The following is a 17,819-nucleotide window of genomic DNA, read 5'->3' as shown; positions in this document are numbered from 1 at the left end:
GCAGCACAGAAGCGAGATTATGACTGATTTTTTATTCATCCGTCAAGCGTTTCGAGATTTATTTTCTCAACCGCTTCTCGCTACCCACCGCTTCAAAACAATTCATTCCGAAGCAGCGAAGCCCGCTAGTCTAGCACAACAATTTCGGCACTCAAAGAGAATTACCCAACTTTTGCAGCGTCTCTCATGTCGCCTTCCGCCAGTTGATCGCGAATCAATGGGGGACGGAGGGGGCTTTCTGTGCCGCAAAGGCCAATTCCGCGGCCCGCTGGGGGTCCTCACTTTGCAGAACGGCAGCCAGCGACTTGGTCAGGCGACCAGCGTCAGCCCTCAGGACTCGCTGTTTCACAGAGGGAATCTGCGATGGATGCATGGAAAAGCTGCGCAAGCCCATGGCGAGAAGCAAATCCGTGAAAACAGGATCGCCCGCCATTTCTCCGCAAACGCTGACCGACTTGCCCGCATTGCGCGCATAGGAAATCGTGCTCGCCAGCAATTGCAGGACGGCCGGGTGCCAAGGGTCGTAGAGATGAGCCACGGCCTCATCAGCACGATCTATCGCCAAGGTGTACTGAATCAAATCATTCGTGCCGACAGAAACAAAATCCACGTGGCGCAGCAACAGAGGCAGCATCACTGCTGCCGCGGGTATCTCAATCATCACACCCAGATCGACAATGCCGAAGGCTTGGCCTGAGTCCGTGAGTTGCTGGCGAACCTTCTTGATTGACTCCAAGATTTGACGGACTTCATTCAGATGCGCCACCATCGGGATCAATAGCCGCACCTTGCCGAAAGCGCTCGCTCTGTAGATGGCTCGCAGTTGCTGCCGGAACATGCTGGGCTCTGCCAGGCTCCAGCGTATGGCCCGCAAGCCCATGGCCGGATTCAACACATGCTCATGGCGCAGCTCACTGACGCTCAATCGATCCAAAGGCTTATCGGCGCCGACGTCCACAGTACGAATCGTCACGGGCATACCGCGCATGGCCTCGACCGCAGCCCGGTAAGAGACAAACTGCTCTTCTTCGCTCGGCAATTCACCGCCACGATTCATGAACAAGAACTCGCTGCGAAACAGTCCTACGCCGGTCGCGCCCGACTCGACGGCTGCCAGGGCATCCGCGGGCAATTCAATATTGGCATGCAATTCGACACGCTCGCCATCCAAGGTCACCGCCGGCGTATGCCTTAGACGCGCCAAGCGGGCCCGCTCCAACTCGCTCTGACGCTGCCGGAAACGGTACTCCTCCAACATGATCGGAGAAGGATTGACGATGACGGTGCCGGCATCCCCATCGATGATGACCCAGTCATCCTGGCGGATCAGGCGGGAAGCTTCACGGGTTCCCACGACCGCAGGGATGTCCATGCTGCGAGCCACAATGGCCGTGTGAGAGGTCTTGCCGCCAATATCGGTAATGAAACCGTGAAACACGCTGCGCTTGAATTGCATCATGTCGGCAGGCGCAATGTCTGTCGCGACCAACAAAAGCGGATCCTCCCCGGCGAAATCACGTTGCACCACGCTGGACGCGTCCACTGGCGCGTTGCCCTGCTCTCGAGCGAGTGCGCTCAGAATGCGCTCCACCACTTGCTCGAGATCAGCCTTGCGCTCGCGGAGATAGTCATCTTCCATCTCATCGAACTGTCGAGCCAGAACTTCAAGTTGAGCCGACAAGGCCCACTCCGCGTTGTAGTGGCGCTCAACAATCCAGTGCTTGGTTGCCCCCAACAGCGCCTCGTCGTGCAACAACATCAGATGCACGTCAAGCAAGGCAGCCAACTCATGCGGGGTATCGCCCGGCAGGTCCTGCTTCAAGGTTTCGAGTTCTAACGCGACTTCATCGCGGGCGCGTAATGCGCGCCGAATCTCTGGCTCGACCTGAGCCTCGGCAATGTAATAGTGAGCCACATCCAAGCGGCTGGACGCCACCAAAACGGCTCGGCCAATGGCCACGCCGCGCGAAACCGGGATACCGAAAACCTGGAAGCTCATGCGCCGACTTTAGCAGGCCACAGAACTGCATCGGAGTCATTGAATCGTCACTCCTGCGTCACGCCAGCGTCACCCCCAACACCGAGCATCCATCCCGTCCACCAACGACAAGCAATAGGCCGCTCATGAGGGATTTACCGCTGCCCACCCTGCCCTTCTCTGACCTGCGTCCCCGCATGCCTGAGTTGCATCCGAAGCCACCTTCGGCCATTCCGACGGCCCCTGCCAGGGCGGGCATGGCGAGACTGGACGTCAGTTGGGCTCGTAGCGAGGACGAGGTGCGGGAAGCACAGCGCCTGCGCTACCAAGTATTTGCCGAAGAGATGGGCGCCCGACTGAGTACCCCCAAGGGCTCGCCGGCCGGTCACGACATCGACGCCTTTGATCCGTTTTGCGAGCACCTGCTGGTGCGATCAATGGATGCCGAGTCTGAGCCGGGAGCCGTGATCGGGACCTACAGAGTGCTCACACCCGCCGCTGCCAAGCGTGCTGGCGGGCTGTACAGCGAAACAGAATTCGACTTGACCCGCCTGCGCAGCCTGCGCGAACGCATGGTCGAGCTGGGCCGCTCTTGCATTCATCCCGAACACCGCTCTGGCGGCGCGATCATGGCCCTGTGGGGCGCGCTGGCGGAATTCATGCAGCGCAACGACCTCGACACCATGATCGGCTGCGCCAGCATCAGCATGCGAGATGGCGGCCACTTTGCCGCCAGTTTGTGGAAACAGTTGGAACAAAGCCATCTGGCCGGCATTGAGTGGCAAGTGCGCCCTCGTTTACCGCTGCCGGTTGAAGAGTTGCGCCACGACCTCACGGTCGACGCGCCCCCGTTGATCAAGGGCTATCTGCGCTGCGGGGCAAAGATTCTTGGTGCCCCCGCATGGGACCCGGACTTCAATACCGCGGACCTGCCGATGATGATGCGTCTTGCTGATCTGCCCGCACGCTATCGCCGGCACTTCATGGCTTGAACTGCAAGCCGCAAACGCGGCTTACTGGCCTTCGCCGAACTTATCGTTCACCAAAGCGGTGATGGCGTCTTGTGCGGCCTGTTCATCCGGGCCGTCGGTTTCCAATTCAACCTGCGAACCCAAGCCGGCCGCCAACATCATCACGCCCATGATGCTCTTGGCATTGACGCGCCGACTGTTGCGGCTCATAAAGACCTCGCACTTAAAAGACCCCGCCAGTTTGGTCAACTTGGCTGAGGCGCGTGCGTGCAGACCTAATTTGTTGCTGATGGTGAGCGTGGACTTGATCATTGATTGGGGTTGAAGCTCAAGGCTTCGAGCAGGGGTTCACAGGAATCTCGTTCAAAACAATGCCACGAACGCCGCCTTGCAAAGCGCGCTCGGCCAGCGCTTCCAGCGACTCATTGGCATAGCAAAGCGATCGCCACAACATCGGCACATTCACTCCGCTGATCACACGCACTTGAGGCCCTTGCAGACGCAAAGCGCCATTGCAAGGCGTGGCGCCAAAAACATCCGTCAACACCAAGGCCTCCGCATGACCTGCCTCTGCCAACAAGGCGCGGGCCGCCGACTCGACATCTTCCGCCGACATTTCGGGGCTCACATCGAGCACGGCCAACTGCGGCGCGCAATTCGGAAAGGTGTGTTCGGCAACCGCTTTCATCGCGGAGGCCAAGGGTGCGTGGGCAATCAGGAGTAGACCGGGCATGGCACGATTATCAACGCAGCGTTAAGCAGCAGTGAAGCGCTGGCTCACTCTGGCCCCTTCGGTCGCGACCAGCCCGGCGACGGAGGCCTGAAACACATTCAAAGCGCCACTCACTGATCCAACTTCACCGCAGACACAAAGCCGTCCCAGGCTTCATTGGCGCCTTTTTTACCCAACACCACCACCTGATAGACACGCAGACCTCGCGCAAAAACAGCGACGTGAGCAGTTTGGGAAGCCCCGGAAAAAACCTGCACCTGCGCTTCGGGGTTGGGCGTCATGCCGGGCACCTGAAACGCCGTCCCGGCGGTGCCAGGCGCTTGTAGCTTGGCCGCTAAGGACTGCCGCATCTGCAGCAATGCCGGCGTCACCATCTGCGGCTCAGATAGGTCCGCCCAAGCCAGCGAAAAACTCAAATCCGCGGCCTTGCACTCGGCCAAGCCCATGCTCGAAGGCTCAGCCGGTGTCGCAGGGCGCACATTGATCTGCGGTTTGCAAGGGAACAGCGCCTGCACGCCACTGCCGGCCGGTCTCACCTCCCGCCAATCCAATGCGGGCGAGCATGCCGCCAAACTAGTCGCCAACAAAAAGCCCGCCAACCGACGAAGCGCAGACGAAGACACCAACCAGAATTTCACTTTCATCTTGGCATTATCGAGCGGCGCCTGAGCCCTCGCCCGTCAAAGCCTCACCACGGCGATGCCGCACAATCAAAGGCATGCAGAACTCCGATCCCGCCACCCCTGGTGCCGTGCATACAAGCAACCCAACCAGCGCTACCGCGCCGATGGCCCTGGCTGGAGTGCGTATTCTGGACCTCTCCCGTGTCTTGGCGGGCCCCTGGTGCACGCAAACGCTCGCCGATCTGGGTGCCGATGTCATAAAGGTTGAAAGACCCGGCCAGGGTGATGACACTCGCAGTTGGGGGCCTCCGTACCTGAAGGACACCGAGGGTGCCGACACCAGCGAAGCGGCCTACTACCTGGGAGCCAACCGAAACAAGCGATCCATTGCCATCGACATCGCCAAGCCCGAGGGTCAGGTCTTGATACGTCGCCTGGCTGCCAAGGTCGATGTCTTGGTCGAGAACTTCAAGGTCGGCGATCTGGCTCGCTACGGCCTGGACGCCCAAACCTTGCGGCAGGCCAATCCCGGACTGATCGTCTGTTCCATCACAGGATTCGGCCAAACCGGCCCTTACCGGGAGCGTGCCGGCTATGACTATGCCGTCCAAGGCATTGGTGGCCTGATGAGCGTCACTGGGGAACGCGATGATCTCCCCGGCGCAGGTCCGCAGAAAGTTGGCGTGGCAGTCGCCGACTTGTTCACCGGTATGTACGCCAGCGTGGCCATCCTGGCCGCCTTGCGCCACCGGGATGCCACCGGCGAGGGGCAACTCATCGACATGGCGCTGCTCGACAGTCAAGTGGCGATGCTGACCAACCTTGGGGTCAACTATTTGTGCAGCGGCGTAACGCCAGCCCGCATGGGCAATGCCCATCAAAACATCGTGCCCTATCAAGTCTTTGAGGCGGCAGATGGACATCTGATCCTTGCCGTGGGCAACGATGTGCAGTTCGGCAAGTTTTGCTGCATCGCCGGCCATCCAGAATGGGCCCAGGATCCTCGATTCAGCAGCAATGCGGCACGCGTGCGTCACCGAGATACTCTGACCCCCCTGATTGCACAAGCCCTCAGGTCCAAGTCGCGTGATGCGTGGTTGAGCGCCCTTGAAGCAGCCCATGTGCCCTGCGGCCCCATCAACAATCTGGCGCAGACCTTTGCCGACCCCCAGGTGCAAGCGCGTCAGATGTGCGCGCATGTCCCCCATCCCTTGAACCCCGAGCTGCGCCTGGTTGCAAGCCCAATCAAGCTATCGGCCACGCCGGTGAGCTATCGACGCGCACCCCCAACTCTGGGCCAGCACACGCAACAACTCTTGTCCGAAGCCGGCTTGTCAGAAGCTGAAATCAACGCCCTGCTCGCTTCTGGCGTCGTCGCCTGAGCCAAATGCAAGCGTGAAAAATTCCTCAAAAAACGAACGCCCTGGAGGAACAAGCCTGATTTGACAGTGCTTTCCCCCGGATCAAGGGATGGACGCTCTGAAGTATCGCGCTGACGATGGCGGCCGCTGTGGTCACTTCGCTCTCTCTGGGCGAGTACAAAGACAACACGGCCCACAGCCAAACAAGCCCCTTCATGTCCAGCCCTCCGACTGCCTCCACTGCCAGTGCCGCCCAAGCAGCCGCGAACGATGTCGCCGGCTCGCCCAGCCACACGCAATGGACCGACATCGTGCAGCAACTGGGAGCCGAGATTGCCGGGCCGCTCAGCACCGCCATGGAACGCATCCATGATCTGATCAGCACGGGGCAAATTGACCGCCAGAGCCTGCGCTCGCTGAAAGAAAGCGTCGTCCAGGCACGTGAGGCCGGCATGATGGGACAACAGCTGGCGCGCCTGGCCTCCGGGCGACTGCGTCTGTCGCGCGAGCGCATGCACCTGACGCAGGTTTTGCGCGGCGTCTTGGCGCAGCGCAGTCGCGAAACCCAGTCCCGCGGCATCCAGGTTCGGCAGATCCTCAAACCAGTGGAGGTCATGACCGATGGCTCTTTGCTGTTTTCCCTCCTCAATGCGCTGATGGATTGGGCCTTGTCCAGCACCCACAGCGCCGTCGATCTGCGCCTGGATCTGACGCCTTGGCCGGCCAAAGCTCGCTTGACCTGCCGATTCGCCCATCGCTCACTTGATTTGATGGACGATCCGCGCGCCCAAGAGTTGCCTCGTGCACTCAACTCACTGTCTTGGCGACTGGTTGAGCAGACTGCCCTAACAATGGGCGTGCTGCCACTGCGCGAGGACGAGGCCGGCATCACCGTTTTGACGCTGGAGTTTCCCAACACCGTCAGCGAAGAGCCCGGCGTGGCCGGCCTGACTGTAGGGTCGGCCACGCCCCCCCTGCCACCCATCGAACGGGAGCGCGACTCCGACTACCAGCCTTCCAGCAATTCAAAACCGCTGGCGGGCAGCCATGTGTTGATCGTCTCGCAGCGGCGAGACTTGCGCACGCAGATTCAGGCGGCGGTCCAGCACATGGGCCTGATCGTCGACCTGGTCGGCAGCATGAGCGAAGCACTCCGGTTCTGTGAGGAAGGCCTGCCGCACGGCATCATCTTTGAAAGCGCCCTGCGCGGCGCCGACTTCGAGCGCCTGCACGAAGAAACCATGCGCGAAGTGCCAGACTTTTGCTTTGTTGAAGTCCTGGACGAGCCCCATTTGACGCAGCTGTCCACCGCCACCTCGGACGGTTTAGCCCGAATCTCTCGTCTGCACGTGAGCGATGCCCTGCCCTCGGTGCTGCTGTTCGAGCTGTCCAAAAGCCTCTAAACCCGGTCGAAGTCGAGCATTTAGGGCCCGGCTACACTACGGGCATGAAGTTGCAAAGAAGCGTCGTGATCCCTGTGCTGCTGGCTGCCTTGGGTGGTGCCGGTTTTTGGGCCTACCAAGACCTGGGCCAGCAAGAGAAGCTGCCTGTGGTCAGTTACGTGCTCTTGAACGGCCAGAAGCTGGATTCCAGCCAGTGGGCCGGCAAGGTGATGCTGGTGAACTTCTGGGCCACCAGTTGCAGCACTTGCGTCAAAGAAATGCCCGAGTTGATGGCCACGCATGAGAAGTTCAAGGCGCGCGGTTTCGATACCTTGGCCGTGGCCATGAGTTACGACCCGCCCGCTTTTGTGGCCAACTTCGCCGAGAGCCGCAAGCTGCCCTTCGGCGTTGCAATCGACAACACCGGCGAAATTGCCAAGCAGTTCGGCAAGATCCAATTGACCCCGACGACCTTGCTGATCAACAAGCGCGGCGAGGTGGTGAAACGTTATGTGGGCGAGCCGGACTTCGCCGCCCTGCATGCGCTGGTAGAAAAGCTCTTGGCCGAAAAGGCTTGAACACAAACCCTGGCGGCACTCGAACTTTGACCATGCGAAGCTCAATGATCCGCACCCTGTGCCAACTCAGCCTCTCGATCGGTCTAGCGATCGTCAGTGGGGTCGCATCGGCTGCGGAAGAGCCTCTCGACAAGAACACCGTGGTCTTGGCCGGCGAGGATGACTGGTCGCCCTACAGTGCCGCAGAAAAGCCGGGCGCAGACCCTCAAACCAGCCCGGTGGGCTACAGCGTGGATCTGGTGCGCGCCGTGTTTGCCAGCCAAGGCATCAAGGTGCAACTCATCAACGTGCCCTTTGCCCGCTGCATGCAATATGCCAAGACGGCGCAGGTGGCCGGTTGCTTCAACGCGACCATCACCGATGACAACCGCAGCGACTATATCTGGCACCAACCCGCCATGTTTGAAGAAGAGTTGTCCATCTTCGGTCGAGCCGACAACACCGGGGTGGAAATGCGCCTCTCCGATTTGCGCGGCAAGCGCGTGGCCTATACCAATGGCTACACCTATCCGAGCGAGTTCATGCATGACAGCCGGATCCAAAAGTTCGCGGCAGTCTCAGACGGCGCCTTGATTCGCATGCTGCTGAACAAGCGCGTCGACTACATCTTGCTGAACCGCACCCCCGGCTGGATGCGTATCGACGCTACCCCCGAGGCGCGAGGCAAAGTCAAGCGGGTGGGTTTGGTGTCAATGGATGGCTTCTGGGTGGCATTTTCCAAACAGCACCCGCAGGGGGAGCGCCTCGCCATGACCTTCAGCCAAGGCCTGGCGCAGATGCGTCGTGACGGCAGCTACCAGCGCCTGCAAGATGAGTTCAGGCGGCGCGTCAGCTACCGCTGAACTTCAGAACGGCGGCGGGATCTTTCAGTCGCCCGCCAATACGCCGTGCGCCTGCTGATCGGCGTGGTAGCTTGAGCGCACCATGGCGCCAACGGCCGCGTGACTGAAACCCATCTTGTAGGCCTCAGCCTCAAACATCTTGAAGGTATCCGGGTGCACATAGCGGCGCACCGGCAGATGGTGGCCCGAGGGGGCCAGGTATTGCCCAATGGTCAACATGTCTATGTTGTGGGCTCGCATATCGCGCATGACCTGCAACACTTCTTCATCGGTCTCACCCAAGCCGACCATGATGCCGCTCTTGGTCGGCACGCCCGGCACTTCGGCCTTGAAGCGCTTGAGCAGGTCCAGGCTGAACTGGTAGTCGGAACCGGGGCGCGCTTCCTTGTAGAGGCGCGGTGCAGTCTCGAGGTTATGGTTCATCACATCCGGCGGCGCAGCCTTCAAGATGTCCAGCGCGCGGTCGGCGCGGCCGCGGAAGTCGGGCGTCAAAATCTCGATCTGCGTCGTCGGGCTGAGTTCGCGGATCTTCTGGATGCACTCGACAAAATGGCCGGCACCGCCGTCACGCAGATCGTCACGGTCCACGCTGGTGATGACCACATACTTGAGCTTCAACGCGGCGATGGTCTGCGCCAGCTTCAGCGGCTCATCGGTATCGAGCGGGTCGGGGCGGCCATGGCCCACATCGCAGAAGGGGCAGCGACGGGTGCACTTGTCCCCCATGATCATGAAGGTGGCCGTGCCCTTGCCGAAGCATTCGCCAATATTCGGGCAGGAGGCTTCTTCGCAAACGGTGTGCAGCTTTTGCTCGCGCAGGATCTGCTTGATTTCGTAAAAGCGGGTGCTGGGGGAGCCGGCTTTGACGCGAATCCAATCGGGCTTTTTCAGCGTTTCAGCCGGCACGATCTTGATCGGGATGCGGGCCGTTTTGGCCTGCGACTTTTGCTTGGCGCTGGCGTCATACGCCTCGCCTGTCTTCGCTTCGTGAGTGATGTTCTCGGTCGCCATGCCAGCCAAACTCCAAATGATCGTTCAGCCTTCGAGCTGGGCCTGCAGCCGCTCGCCGAAACGCTGGGCCACCTCGGGCCAATCCGCAAAAACCCCGAGTGTAACGAGGTCCACCGTTGCCAGACCCGCATAACCACAGGGGTTGATGCCTGCAAAGGGCTGCAAATCCATCGCCACGTTCAATGCGACACCGTGATAAGTGCAATGCCGGCTGACCTTGATACCCAAAGCCGCCACCTTGCCCAAGCCGCGAAACGGGTCGAGTGGATCGACCGGGCCCGACAGCGCCGCATGGTTGTGAGGGTCATTCAGCCGCACATAAATGCCGGGAGCACCCGCCACCCGGTGGCCGGTGATGCCGTAAGCATCCAGCGTCTGAATCACCGCCGCTTCCAGGCGGAACACATACTCGCGGACGAAGTAGCCGGCGCGCTGCAGATTGATCAAGGGGTAGGCCACCACCTGACCCGGCCCGTGATAGGTCACCTGCCCGCCTCGGTTGGTCTGCACCACCGGGATACCGCCAGCCTGCAGTACATGGTCGGCCTTGCCGGCCAGGCCCTGGGTGTAGGTGGGCGGATGCTCGCAAAGCCAGAGTTCATCGGGGGTGTCGGGCCCACGCGACTCTGTGAACTCGCGCATAGCCTCAACAGTCGGCGCGTAATCCACTCGCCCCAGAGTTTTCACAACAATCATGTGACGAATGGTAGCGCCAGCCTGAAAGCCCTTCGCCACGACGGACACCTGAGTTTGGGTGCGCGAAGCAGCAAATGTTGTCGATAAATCCGCACCCAGCAAGGTTTTGGATCAGGGTCGACGCTTTGGCGGCCGCCCCCGCAAGCTGAGCGGGAGGCCTGGATCGATGCGGCTTACAGCACCACCTTGACCATCGGATGGGTGCTGAGCGTGCGGTACAACTCGTCGAGCTGTTCGCGACTGGTGGCGGTGACGGTAATCGTCAGGCCCAGGTAGTTGCCGCCCTTGCTGGGGCGGCGCTCGATGGTTGCGGCGTCGAATTCGGGGTCGAACTGCAGCGCCACCTGAGCGATCGCCTCAACAAAGCCCTCCACATGGCTGCCCATCACTTTGATAGGGAAACGCGAGGGATATTCAATCAAAGACTGCTCGGGCGGAATGTCCGGTGGCGGGTTCATGGGGGGCAGAATACTCATCGTCTTACTCTCAAACTTTTTTCATATTCTTAAATGGACTGCAGCAGCTTGGCGCGCTGGTAAGCCTCAAACAGCCGCGCGTAGACCGGTCCGGGCTTGCCGCGCAAGGCACCATGCCCCACCGACTGGTGATCCAGCGTCGTCACCGGCAACACCTCTTTGGTGGCCGAGCTGAGGATGATCTCGTCGGCCGCAAACAGTTCGACCTCTGAAATCGGGCGCAGGTTGTAGCCGATGCCGACTTCTTCGCAAAGCTCTTTGAGCAGTTCCACCCGGATGCCTTCAAGCAAGCATTCGCTCTTCGGAGGACCGAGCAGCGCGCCCTCCTTGACGATCCAGACATTGGAAGCCGACGCCTCGGTCAAAAAGCCGTCACGCAACAGAATCGTTTCCAGCGCCCCTTGGTCGGCTGAGATCTGCCGAGCCAACACATTGCCCAGCAAAGACGTGCTCTTGATGTCGCCGCGCTCCCAGCGGAAGTCACGGGCGCTGACGCAACTCACGCCGTGATGACGTTCTTCGGCCGAGATGGGCTTCGACGCGCTGCTGTAGGCGAACACGGTGGGCTGAATGCCCGGCGGCATCACATGGTTGCGTGGCGCCACGCCGCGGGTGACTTGCAAGTACAGCGCCTGATCCTCGGCCTCGACCTTGGAAATCAGCTTGCGCGCGATTTCCAACCACTGGGCGCGCAACATTGGGCTGTTGATGCGCAACTTGGCCAAGCTGCGCTCAAAACGGTCCATATGCTGCTCGAAGCGAAACAGGCGCCGGCCATAGACAGGCAACATCTCATAGGCGCCGTCGCCAAAAATGAAACCACGATCCATCACCGAGATCTTGGCCTCGGCCAGGGGCGCGTAATCGCCATTCAGAAAACAGTACACCTCGGGCAAAGCGTGAGTCTTCATGCGGCCTCCTCCTGATCAGATCCAAGCACACCCGGACGATCAAGCCTCAAGCTGAAACTAACTCAGCGCGCCGCCCTGGCCGGCATGAGTCACTTGATCCACAAACGAATAGCATCCCAAGCGCGGCCAAAAATGCCGGCCAAGGGCACCGCCTCCTGCACCACCAAGGGCACTTCAGCCACAGCCACACCGTTCGAGGTCGTGACCGTCAGAGTGCCCACTCGTTGCCCCTTGGTCAAGGGGGCGACCAGTGGATCGGTACGTTCAACCTTGGTCTGCAGCTTGGCACCATCGCCGCGTGGCACGGCCACGAAGACAGCGCTGCTGGCCCCCAGCTTGGCCTCAGGCGCCGCACCCTTCCAGACCGGCACTGTGCTGATGGCTTGGCCCTCTTCAAACAGGCGCACCGCATCAAAGGCGGAATAGCCCCAGTTCAACAACTTCTGGCTTTCGCTGGCACGGGCTTCCCTGGAGGCCGTGCCCATCACCACGCTGAGCAGGCGACGTTTGCCATTCGGGAACTCGCGCTGCGCGCTCGACACCAGACAGTAACCCGCGGCTTCGGTATAGCCGGTCTTCATGCCATCCACGCTGGGGTCGCGACGCAGCAGCAGATTGCGGTTGTCTTGACGAATCTTGTTAAACGTGAAGTCGCGCTGCGAGTAATAGCTGTAGTACTGCGGAAAGTCACGAATCAAATGGGAGGCGATCACCGACAGGTCGCGCGCACTGCTGCGATGCCCCGGCTCGGTCATGCCGGTCACATTCTTGAACTCGGTGTTCTTCAGTCCCCAGGCTTGCGCTTGGCGATTCATCATCGCCACGAACTGCTCAACGGTGCCGCCCACGCCCTCTGCCAAGGCGACCGAAGCATCGTTGCCCGATTGAATGATCATGCCGCGCAACAACTCATCGACCTTGGGCGTCATCGTCGTATCGATGAACATCAGCGACGGATCGCCCTTGCGTTCATCCCATGCGCGCTTGGACACGGTCAGCGGCTGCTCCAGCGTCAAACGCTTATCGCGCAGGGCGCCAAAAACGATGTAAGCCGTCATCAACTTGGTCAGCGAGGCCGGATCGTTCGGTGTATCGGCATCACGCTCGGTCAACACCCGGTTGGCCGACATGTCCAGCAGCAAATAGCTACGCGCGGCGATCTCGGGCGCTTGGGGTGCTTGCGCTTGCGCCGACATAGACGCGACAGCGGCAGCTGCGCTCAGAACCAGGGCGATCAATCGTTTCAACATCATCATCAAAAAGTCTCAGGGAAATCAGGCCTGCCAGCTACGAACCACGATGTTCTTCAGCAATGGCAATTGCCCATGGAAAAAATGTCCAACGCCGGGCACCACAACAACCGGCAAGGCCTGGGGTCGAGCCCAGTCCAGCACCGAACTGAGCGGCACCACATCATCCACCTCACCGTGAATGACCACGGTGTCGGCCGGCACCGCCGCCGTGTTGAAGCGACTGGTGGCCGGGCCGACCAGCACCAAACGCTCGGCCCGAGCCTCCTCGGGCAAACGCAAAGCCGCCTGGGTGCTCACATAGGCGCCAAAAGAGAAGCCGGCCAGCACAAAAGGCTCATCACTCGCGCGCACCGCAGCCAAAACGGCCAGCGCATCATCGATCTCACCGCGACCTTCATCCCAAGCGCCCTCGGATTTCCCGATGCCGCGAAAGTTGAAGCGCGCCGTTCGATAGCCCAGCTGTACAAATGCCCGGGCCAAGGTCTGCACCACCTTGTTGTCCATGGTTCCACCCTGGGTCGGATTCGGGTGACAAATCAGGGCCAAGCCTCGCGGCGCGCTCTCGGCGCCAGGGCTATCGATCGCACATTCGATGAGGCCCGCAGGCCCTGCAATCAGGCGTTTTTCGGTTTGAGAGTTCACCGCTCAGAGCCCAACGCTGTCCGGCAAGAGCAAGCGTTCGACCACTTCGCCATTCTGCAAATGCTTGTCGATGATCTCGTCGATATCACTCTGGTCCACATAGGTGTACCAAGTCGCATCGGGATAGACCACCGCCACCGGGCCGCCGGCACAGCGATGCAAGCAACCGGCCTTGTTAACGCGAACCCCGCCAACATCGGCAAGGCCCAAGTCGCGCACGCGCGCTTTGCAGTGTTCAAAGCCAGCCTGCGCCCCTTGCTGAGCGCAGCTGTTTTTGCCGCTCTCACGTTCGTTGAGGCAGAAGAAGATGTGTCGCTTGAAATAGCTCATGCCGCTATTGTAGGGACGGGGCCATCCAAGCCCCTTGGCTGCTGCGGAGAAACCCTGCCTAGACCTCGCGCCGCCCGATCAGGGTGAGCAACCAAGCCACCGCCACAAAGGGCCAGACCCACCCCACCCATTCAGCCAGACCATAGAGGTTGACGAAGCGACTTTGCTCCCAGGTCTGCAAGCGCTGCGCCAGATAGGGATCGGAGGGCGCCTGATTGACCAGCGCGATCAAGGCACACATCACCACCAGGCCCAGCGCTGCACAGACCCGCCGCGGCAGCAGTACCGCTAACAAACCCAGCACAAGCCCAGCGACCAGACCCGGCCATGTCGCCAGCGTCAACCAGGCCCAAGTGTTCTGCGGACCAAAGTTCAAGCCGGTCGACAAGGCCGTGACCAAGATCCCCAGCAAGGCAGCGCCGAGCACCAAGACCACCCGCCTCAGACCCGGCCGCGCGACCGACAAGGCAAGCAATGCCGGCGACAGGACGCCCAAGGCAATCGTGATGGCCTCCACGCCGGGCGGCAATGTGCGGGTCTCATCCACCAAACTCTCGGCCCACTGCATGGCCCAGGGCGTCCCCGCCAGCAGGTCTTGCAGCGCCAATTGCAGGTGAGGCAGCCACTGCCCCAAGGCCAGCGGAATCGGGGCCGGAAACAACAAGCCCAACGGCCACAAGGCCAGCAGCGCCAGCGCACCGGCGCAATGAGGTTGGAACCAGAACTCGCGCACATCGTGCCACCGCCGCAGACCGCCGAAGGCATTCAGCAGCAAGCCCATCAACATGCCGACTGCAGCGCCTATGGTGTTGAGCAGCCAGTCCGCCAGCGAGGGCACCCGAGAAGGCAAGAAATACTGCCCCGTTTCCATGGCGAAAGACAAGGCAGGACCTGGCAAGAGCCCGAGCGCCACGCTCGGCCACAGACCCAGACCACTGCGAAGGCCGGCGGCAAGCCCGAGCAGCCCCAGCGGCAGATAACCCAGCAGGTTGACGTACTGATCAAACAGGCCGAAGTAGCGCGGCCACGGCAGGCCAAACATGCCCCGAAGGGTCAAACCGGGTGGCCAGACCCAGGGCCCAAACGGATACAAGCTGGCATAGGCAATCAAGATCGCATAGGCCAGCAACAGCCAGGTCGCTGAGCTTTGCCGGCGCAACTCAGGCCCCTCGCATCAGAAGGGTTTCACCACCACCAAAACCACGATGGCAGCAAACAGCAACACCGAGACCTCATTGAAGACCCGGAACCAGCGATGGCTGCGCCGATTCGCCTGCAGCTCAAAACCACGCAAGATGCTGCGGCAGACATGGTGATAGCCCACGGCCCCCAACACCAGCACCAGCTTCAAATGCAGCCAACCACGGTTGAAGCCCTGGAAATTCTCCATCCAGAGCCAAACGCCAAGACCCAAGGCCGGAATCATCAGCAAGCTCATGAATCGATACAGCTTGTGCGCCATCAACAGCAAACGCTCGCGCTCGGCATGGCTGTCGGCCGGCACCATCGCCAGGTTCACGAAGATGCGAGGCATATAAAACAGGCCGGCAAACCAGCTGGCGACGAAGACGATATGAAAGGCTTTGATCCAGAGCATGGTCGGATTATGCGTGGCGACACCGAGCCCTCGAGCCAGCCTTGGGCGCTGTGATCTTCTCGTCCTTGCCGGCGCAGAATGCAACAAGGCAAAAAAAAGCCCCGGCTACGCAGCCGGGGCGAGAAAGCCTTTTCGCTGTCATCACGCAAAGGCTCCTGCTCAGGGAGGAAAAGCAGGGAACGACCACCTTGCGGCTATCATTCAGAGTGAATATTAACAGAAACGTCATGCGCTTGTCAGCCGGACTTGCCGCTTAGATTGCGCAGTCATTCACAAAGTACGTTTCTTTGCCTGAAATTGGACGGAGTTTGCACTTGTCTCGATCGACCCTGAACCCACCGCCCTTCCCCGCCAGCCGCCCTCGCCGATTGCGCCGGGATGCCTTTACCCGCGCCCTGGTGCGTGAACATGGGCTGCGCTGCAGTGACCTGATCTTGCCCGTATTCGTGCATGAAGGCGTCGACCGGGTCGAGCCGGTACTGTCCATGCCGGGCGTGTCCCGTTTGAGTCTCGACCGGTTGATCCCGGTCGCCCAAGAGTGCGTTGATCTGGGCATTCCGGTGCTGGCCTTGTTTCCGGTCATTGACTCGGCCCTGAAAACGCCCGACGGCGCAGAGGCCGCCAACCCAAATGGGCTGGTGCCACGGGTAGTTCGCGCCTTGAAGGACAAAGTGCCTGGCCTCGGCATCCTGACCGACGTTGCCCTGGACCCCTACACCAGCCACGGCCAAGACGGCGTGCTGGACGAAACCGGCTACATCCTGAATGACCCCACGGTCGAGATGCTGTGTCGCCAAGCCTTGGTACAAGCCGAAGCCGGCGTCGACATCGTGGCGCCCAGCGACATGATGGATGGCCGCATCGGCGCGATTCGCCAGGCACTGGAAGCGCACGGCCATGTTCACACTCGCATCATGGCTTACAGCGCCAAGTACGCCAGCGCGTTCTATGGCCCCTTCCGCGATGCGGTGGGCTCCGCCGGCAACCTGGGCAAGGCCGACAAAAAGACCTACCAAATGGATCCCGGCAACGGTGACGAGGCCTTGCGTGAGGTCGCGCTGGATATCGCCGAGGGGGCCGATATGGTGATGGTCAAGCCCGGCATGCCCTATCTGGACATCGTGCGTCGCGTCAAGGACGAGTTCCGCGTGCCGACCTTTGCTTATCAGGTCAGTGGCGAGTACGCCATGATGAAGGCCGCTGCCGCCAATGGCTGGCTGGATCATGATGCCGTGATGATGGAGTCGCTGCTGGCCTTCAAGCGCGCGGGCGCCGATGGGGTGCTGAGTTACTTCGCGCTGGAGGCAGCGCGCTTGCTGAAGAAGGGCTGATGCGGGTCTTTCATATTCACGGCGACCACTTCACCGAATTGGGGCGCCTGCCAGCGGACCTGCCCGAGTCAGGTTTTCTTTGGCTGGGTTGTGGTCGGCGTGAGTTTGAGTTGCAGCACCTTGAAGTCCAACTGAGCCTGCAACGCTGGGGCTGCGGGCCCTTGGTTGACCTGCATGTCGCCGATCTACTGAACAACCACCTGCCCTCGCACTTTGACTACACCTCGTGGTACGACTTGCTTGTTTTTCGCCGGCTGGCGGCGGTGCCGGGGAGTGAAGACCTGTTCGTCGATGACGAGCATGGCACCTTGGCCGGGGCACAAAAAGCCTTCCGCGCAATCGACACCAGCCCGGTCGGCTTTGCCGTGTTTGACCGCGTTTTGCTCACGGTGCATCCCACCGACTGTGCCGTTCGCGACTACTTCGCCGGCAAACTGGGTGAACTGACCGAAGGGCGTGATTTGCGCGGCAGCTCTCGATTGCCTAGCAGTTCGGCCGAGCTGATGCTGCGCATGGTCAACCATATGGTCGACAGCTACTTGGCGCTGCGCCGCCTGATGACCCGCCAGATGAGCACGATACAGCGTGCGCTGACGGACTCTCGGCACGAGTTCAATCAATGGCCGCTGCTGCTTGAATCTCGCGAAGCCCTGCATCTCTTGGAGGAAACCTGCGAAGACCAGCGCAGCGCCATCCAAGAGTGGATCGATGTGCTGGAAGACTGGCCCGCCACCTCGGATCCTGATGCCCGGCGCGAGCGGGAATTGCTGCGCGTGCGCTCGCGCGACGTGCTGGAACACATTGAGCGCGTGCTCAGCCATGTGCGGCGGATGGGCGCTTCCTCGGAAGCCGCTGTGCAGATGCACTTCTCGGCCCTGGGCCATCGCACCAATAACATCATGCGCACGCTGACCGTGCTGACCGCGATCTTTTTGCCGCTGAATCTGATCACCGGCATCTTCGGCATGAACTTCGACAGCCTGCCCTTGATTCACCAAGCCACAGGGTTTTGGATCGCCTTTGGCGTGATGGCCTTGGTGGCGATACTGCTTGGCGGCTTTTTCTGGCGCAAGCGCTATCTGGGCACGCAGCGCTGACGCAAAA

At 60.8% G+C, this 17,819-nt stretch carries 20 protein-coding genes; 7 read left to right on the top strand and 13 right to left on the bottom strand.

From position 1 onward, the window contains the following. Positions 1–214: 214 nt before the first annotated feature. Positions 215–1,999, bottom strand: coding sequence for a phosphoenolpyruvate--protein phosphotransferase (ptsP, locus tag ACOVRJ_RS05850; protein WP_422042956.1), 1,785 nt, complete (start codon positions 1,997–1,999; stop codon positions 215–217). Positions 2,000–2,124: 125 nt separating this feature from the next. Here ptsP and ACOVRJ_RS05845 point away from each other — a divergent pair, with 125 nt between their 5' ends. Next, positions 2,125–2,970 carry a GNAT family N-acetyltransferase gene (locus ACOVRJ_RS05845; RefSeq protein ID WP_422042955.1) on the top strand — a complete coding sequence of 282 codons (846 nt, stop codon included), beginning with the start codon at positions 2,125–2,127 and terminating at the stop codon, positions 2,968–2,970. A 21-nt stretch (positions 2,971–2,991) separates the two neighbouring features. Here the strand turns inward: ACOVRJ_RS05845 and ACOVRJ_RS05840 are convergent, their stop codons facing one another. The 3 genes from ACOVRJ_RS05840 to ACOVRJ_RS05830 all read right to left on the bottom strand — a co-directional run bounded on the left by ACOVRJ_RS05840 (position 2,992) and on the right by ACOVRJ_RS05830 (position 4,326). After that, complete coding sequence (locus tag ACOVRJ_RS05840; RefSeq protein WP_422042954.1) at positions 2,992–3,261, bottom strand: HPr family phosphocarrier protein; 270 nt, start codon at positions 3,259–3,261, stop codon at positions 2,992–2,994. A 16-nt stretch (positions 3,262–3,277) separates the two neighbouring features. Beyond that, positions 3,278–3,682, bottom strand: coding sequence for a PTS sugar transporter subunit IIA (locus tag ACOVRJ_RS05835; protein ID WP_422042953.1), 405 nt, complete (start codon positions 3,680–3,682; stop codon positions 3,278–3,280). A gap of 110 nt (positions 3,683–3,792) precedes the next feature. Beyond that, positions 3,793–4,326 (bottom strand): hypothetical protein, encoded by a 534-nt coding sequence (locus tag ACOVRJ_RS05830; protein WP_422042952.1) that lies wholly within the window; start codon positions 4,324–4,326, stop codon positions 3,793–3,795. Between the two features lie 143 nt (positions 4,327–4,469). Between ACOVRJ_RS05830 and ACOVRJ_RS05825 the strand changes: the two genes are divergently transcribed. The 4 genes from ACOVRJ_RS05825 to ACOVRJ_RS05810 all read left to right on the top strand — a co-directional run bounded on the left by ACOVRJ_RS05825 (position 4,470) and on the right by ACOVRJ_RS05810 (position 8,468). Next, the gene (locus ACOVRJ_RS05825; RefSeq protein WP_422042957.1) at positions 4,470–5,687 is read left to right on the top strand and encodes a CaiB/BaiF CoA transferase family protein; all 1,218 of its coding nucleotides are present in this window, start codon (positions 4,470–4,472) and stop codon (positions 5,685–5,687) included. Positions 5,688–5,881: 194 nt separating this feature from the next. Further along, positions 5,882–7,069: a hypothetical protein gene (locus ACOVRJ_RS05820; protein ID WP_422042951.1), complete on the top strand. Its 1,188-nt coding sequence runs from the start codon at positions 5,882–5,884 to the stop codon at positions 7,067–7,069. A gap of 44 nt (positions 7,070–7,113) precedes the next feature. Then, entirely contained in the window at positions 7,114–7,626 is a 513-nt protein-coding gene (locus ACOVRJ_RS05815) for a TlpA disulfide reductase family protein (RefSeq protein ID WP_422042950.1), read from the top strand. 32 nt (positions 7,627–7,658) lie between these two features. Next, positions 7,659–8,468 carry a substrate-binding periplasmic protein gene (locus ACOVRJ_RS05810; RefSeq protein ID WP_422042949.1) on the top strand — a complete coding sequence of 270 codons (810 nt, stop codon included), beginning with the start codon at positions 7,659–7,661 and terminating at the stop codon, positions 8,466–8,468. Positions 8,469–8,492: 24 nt separating this feature from the next. On the opposite strand, the gene lipA is transcribed toward ACOVRJ_RS05810, so the two are convergent. From lipA to ACOVRJ_RS05765, 9 genes are all read right to left on the bottom strand, one after another. Beyond that, complete coding sequence (gene lipA / locus ACOVRJ_RS05805; protein WP_422042948.1) at positions 8,493–9,479, bottom strand: lipoyl synthase; 987 nt, start codon at positions 9,477–9,479, stop codon at positions 8,493–8,495. A 24-nt stretch (positions 9,480–9,503) separates the two neighbouring features. After that, positions 9,504–10,175, bottom strand: coding sequence for a lipoyl(octanoyl) transferase LipB (gene lipB, locus ACOVRJ_RS05800; RefSeq protein ID WP_422042947.1), 672 nt, complete (start codon positions 10,173–10,175; stop codon positions 9,504–9,506). Between the two features lie 173 nt (positions 10,176–10,348). After that, positions 10,349–10,651, bottom strand: a complete 303-nt coding sequence (locus tag ACOVRJ_RS05795; RefSeq protein ID WP_422042946.1) for a DUF493 family protein — start codon at positions 10,649–10,651, stop codon at positions 10,349–10,351. Positions 10,652–10,680: 29 nt separating this feature from the next. Next, the gene (locus ACOVRJ_RS05790; RefSeq protein ID WP_422042945.1) at positions 10,681–11,562 is read right to left on the bottom strand and encodes a D-amino acid aminotransferase; all 882 of its coding nucleotides are present in this window, start codon (positions 11,560–11,562) and stop codon (positions 10,681–10,683) included. Between the two features lie 89 nt (positions 11,563–11,651). Beyond that, the gene (locus ACOVRJ_RS05785) at positions 11,652–12,818 is read right to left on the bottom strand and encodes a D-alanyl-D-alanine carboxypeptidase family protein (protein ID WP_422042944.1); all 1,167 of its coding nucleotides are present in this window, start codon (positions 12,816–12,818) and stop codon (positions 11,652–11,654) included. Between the two features lie 18 nt (positions 12,819–12,836). Continuing rightward, positions 12,837–13,457 carry an alpha/beta hydrolase gene (locus tag ACOVRJ_RS05780; RefSeq protein ID WP_422042943.1) on the bottom strand — a complete coding sequence of 207 codons (621 nt, stop codon included), beginning with the start codon at positions 13,455–13,457 and terminating at the stop codon, positions 12,837–12,839. Positions 13,458–13,460: 3 nt separating this feature from the next. Beyond that, positions 13,461–13,787: a (2Fe-2S) ferredoxin domain-containing protein gene (locus ACOVRJ_RS05775; protein WP_422042942.1), complete on the bottom strand. Its 327-nt coding sequence runs from the start codon at positions 13,785–13,787 to the stop codon at positions 13,461–13,463. A gap of 58 nt (positions 13,788–13,845) precedes the next feature. After that, positions 13,846–14,946, bottom strand: a complete 1,101-nt coding sequence (locus ACOVRJ_RS05770; RefSeq protein WP_422042941.1) for a VanZ family protein — start codon at positions 14,944–14,946, stop codon at positions 13,846–13,848. 15 nt (positions 14,947–14,961) lie between these two features. After that, positions 14,962–15,384 (bottom strand): CopD family protein, encoded by a 423-nt coding sequence (locus ACOVRJ_RS05765; RefSeq protein ID WP_422042940.1) that lies wholly within the window; start codon positions 15,382–15,384, stop codon positions 14,962–14,964. 314 nt (positions 15,385–15,698) lie between these two features. On the opposite strand from ACOVRJ_RS05765, the gene hemB reads away from it, so the two are divergent. Both hemB and ACOVRJ_RS05755 read left to right on the top strand, forming a co-directional pair. After that, entirely contained in the window at positions 15,699–16,715 is a 1,017-nt protein-coding gene (gene hemB / locus ACOVRJ_RS05760; protein WP_422042939.1) for a porphobilinogen synthase, read from the top strand. After that, positions 16,715–17,812, top strand: coding sequence for a magnesium transporter CorA family protein (locus ACOVRJ_RS05755; RefSeq protein ID WP_422042938.1), 1,098 nt, complete (start codon positions 16,715–16,717; stop codon positions 17,810–17,812). The genes hemB and ACOVRJ_RS05755 overlap by 1 nt, the downstream gene beginning before the upstream one ends. Positions 17,813–17,819: the final 7 nt, after the last annotated feature.

This window comes from Roseateles sp. (assembly GCF_049240545.1).
Taxonomy (GTDB): domain Bacteria; phylum Pseudomonadota; class Gammaproteobacteria; order Burkholderiales; family Burkholderiaceae_C; genus Paucibacter_A.
The sequence above is the reverse complement of the archived record's forward strand: the minus strand, read 5'-3'. Positions and strand labels throughout refer to the sequence as shown.

Excerpts from the sequence above, each read along its gene's own strand:
- ptsP (WP_422042956.1), bottom strand. The coding sequence starts at position 1,999 with ATGAGCTTCCAGGTTTTCGGTATCCCGGTTTCGCGCGGCGTGGCCATT.
- ACOVRJ_RS05845 (WP_422042955.1), top strand. The coding sequence starts at position 2,125 with ATGAGGGATTTACCGCTGCCCACCCTGCCCTTCTCTGACCTGCGTCCC.
- ACOVRJ_RS05840 (WP_422042954.1), bottom strand. The coding sequence starts at position 3,261 with ATGATCAAGTCCACGCTCACCATCAGCAACAAATTAGGTCTGCACGCA.
- ACOVRJ_RS05835 (WP_422042953.1), bottom strand. The coding sequence starts at position 3,682 with ATGCCCGGTCTACTCCTGATTGCCCACGCACCCTTGGCCTCCGCGATG.
- ACOVRJ_RS05830 (WP_422042952.1), bottom strand. The coding sequence starts at position 4,326 with ATGAAAGTGAAATTCTGGTTGGTGTCTTCGTCTGCGCTTCGTCGGTTG.
- ACOVRJ_RS05825 (WP_422042957.1), top strand. The coding sequence starts at position 4,470 with ATGGCCCTGGCTGGAGTGCGTATTCTGGACCTCTCCCGTGTCTTGGCG.
- ACOVRJ_RS05820 (WP_422042951.1), top strand. The coding sequence starts at position 5,882 with ATGTCCAGCCCTCCGACTGCCTCCACTGCCAGTGCCGCCCAAGCAGCC.
- ACOVRJ_RS05815 (WP_422042950.1), top strand. The coding sequence starts at position 7,114 with ATGAAGTTGCAAAGAAGCGTCGTGATCCCTGTGCTGCTGGCTGCCTTG.
- ACOVRJ_RS05810 (WP_422042949.1), top strand. The coding sequence starts at position 7,659 with ATGCGAAGCTCAATGATCCGCACCCTGTGCCAACTCAGCCTCTCGATC.
- lipA (WP_422042948.1), bottom strand. The coding sequence starts at position 9,479 with ATGGCGACCGAGAACATCACTCACGAAGCGAAGACAGGCGAGGCGTAT.
- lipB (WP_422042947.1), bottom strand. The coding sequence starts at position 10,175 with ATGATTGTTGTGAAAACTCTGGGGCGAGTGGATTACGCGCCGACTGTT.
- ACOVRJ_RS05795 (WP_422042946.1), bottom strand. The coding sequence starts at position 10,651 with ATGAGTATTCTGCCCCCCATGAACCCGCCACCGGACATTCCGCCCGAG.
- ACOVRJ_RS05790 (WP_422042945.1), bottom strand. The coding sequence starts at position 11,562 with ATGAAGACTCACGCTTTGCCCGAGGTGTACTGTTTTCTGAATGGCGAT.
- ACOVRJ_RS05785 (WP_422042944.1), bottom strand. The coding sequence starts at position 12,818 with ATGATGATGTTGAAACGATTGATCGCCCTGGTTCTGAGCGCAGCTGCC.
- ACOVRJ_RS05775 (WP_422042942.1), bottom strand. The coding sequence starts at position 13,787 with ATGAGCTATTTCAAGCGACACATCTTCTTCTGCCTCAACGAACGTGAG.
- ACOVRJ_RS05765 (WP_422042940.1), bottom strand. The coding sequence starts at position 15,384 with ATGCTCTGGATCAAAGCCTTTCATATCGTCTTCGTCGCCAGCTGGTTT.
- ACOVRJ_RS05755 (WP_422042938.1), top strand. The coding sequence starts at position 16,715 with ATGCGGGTCTTTCATATTCACGGCGACCACTTCACCGAATTGGGGCGC.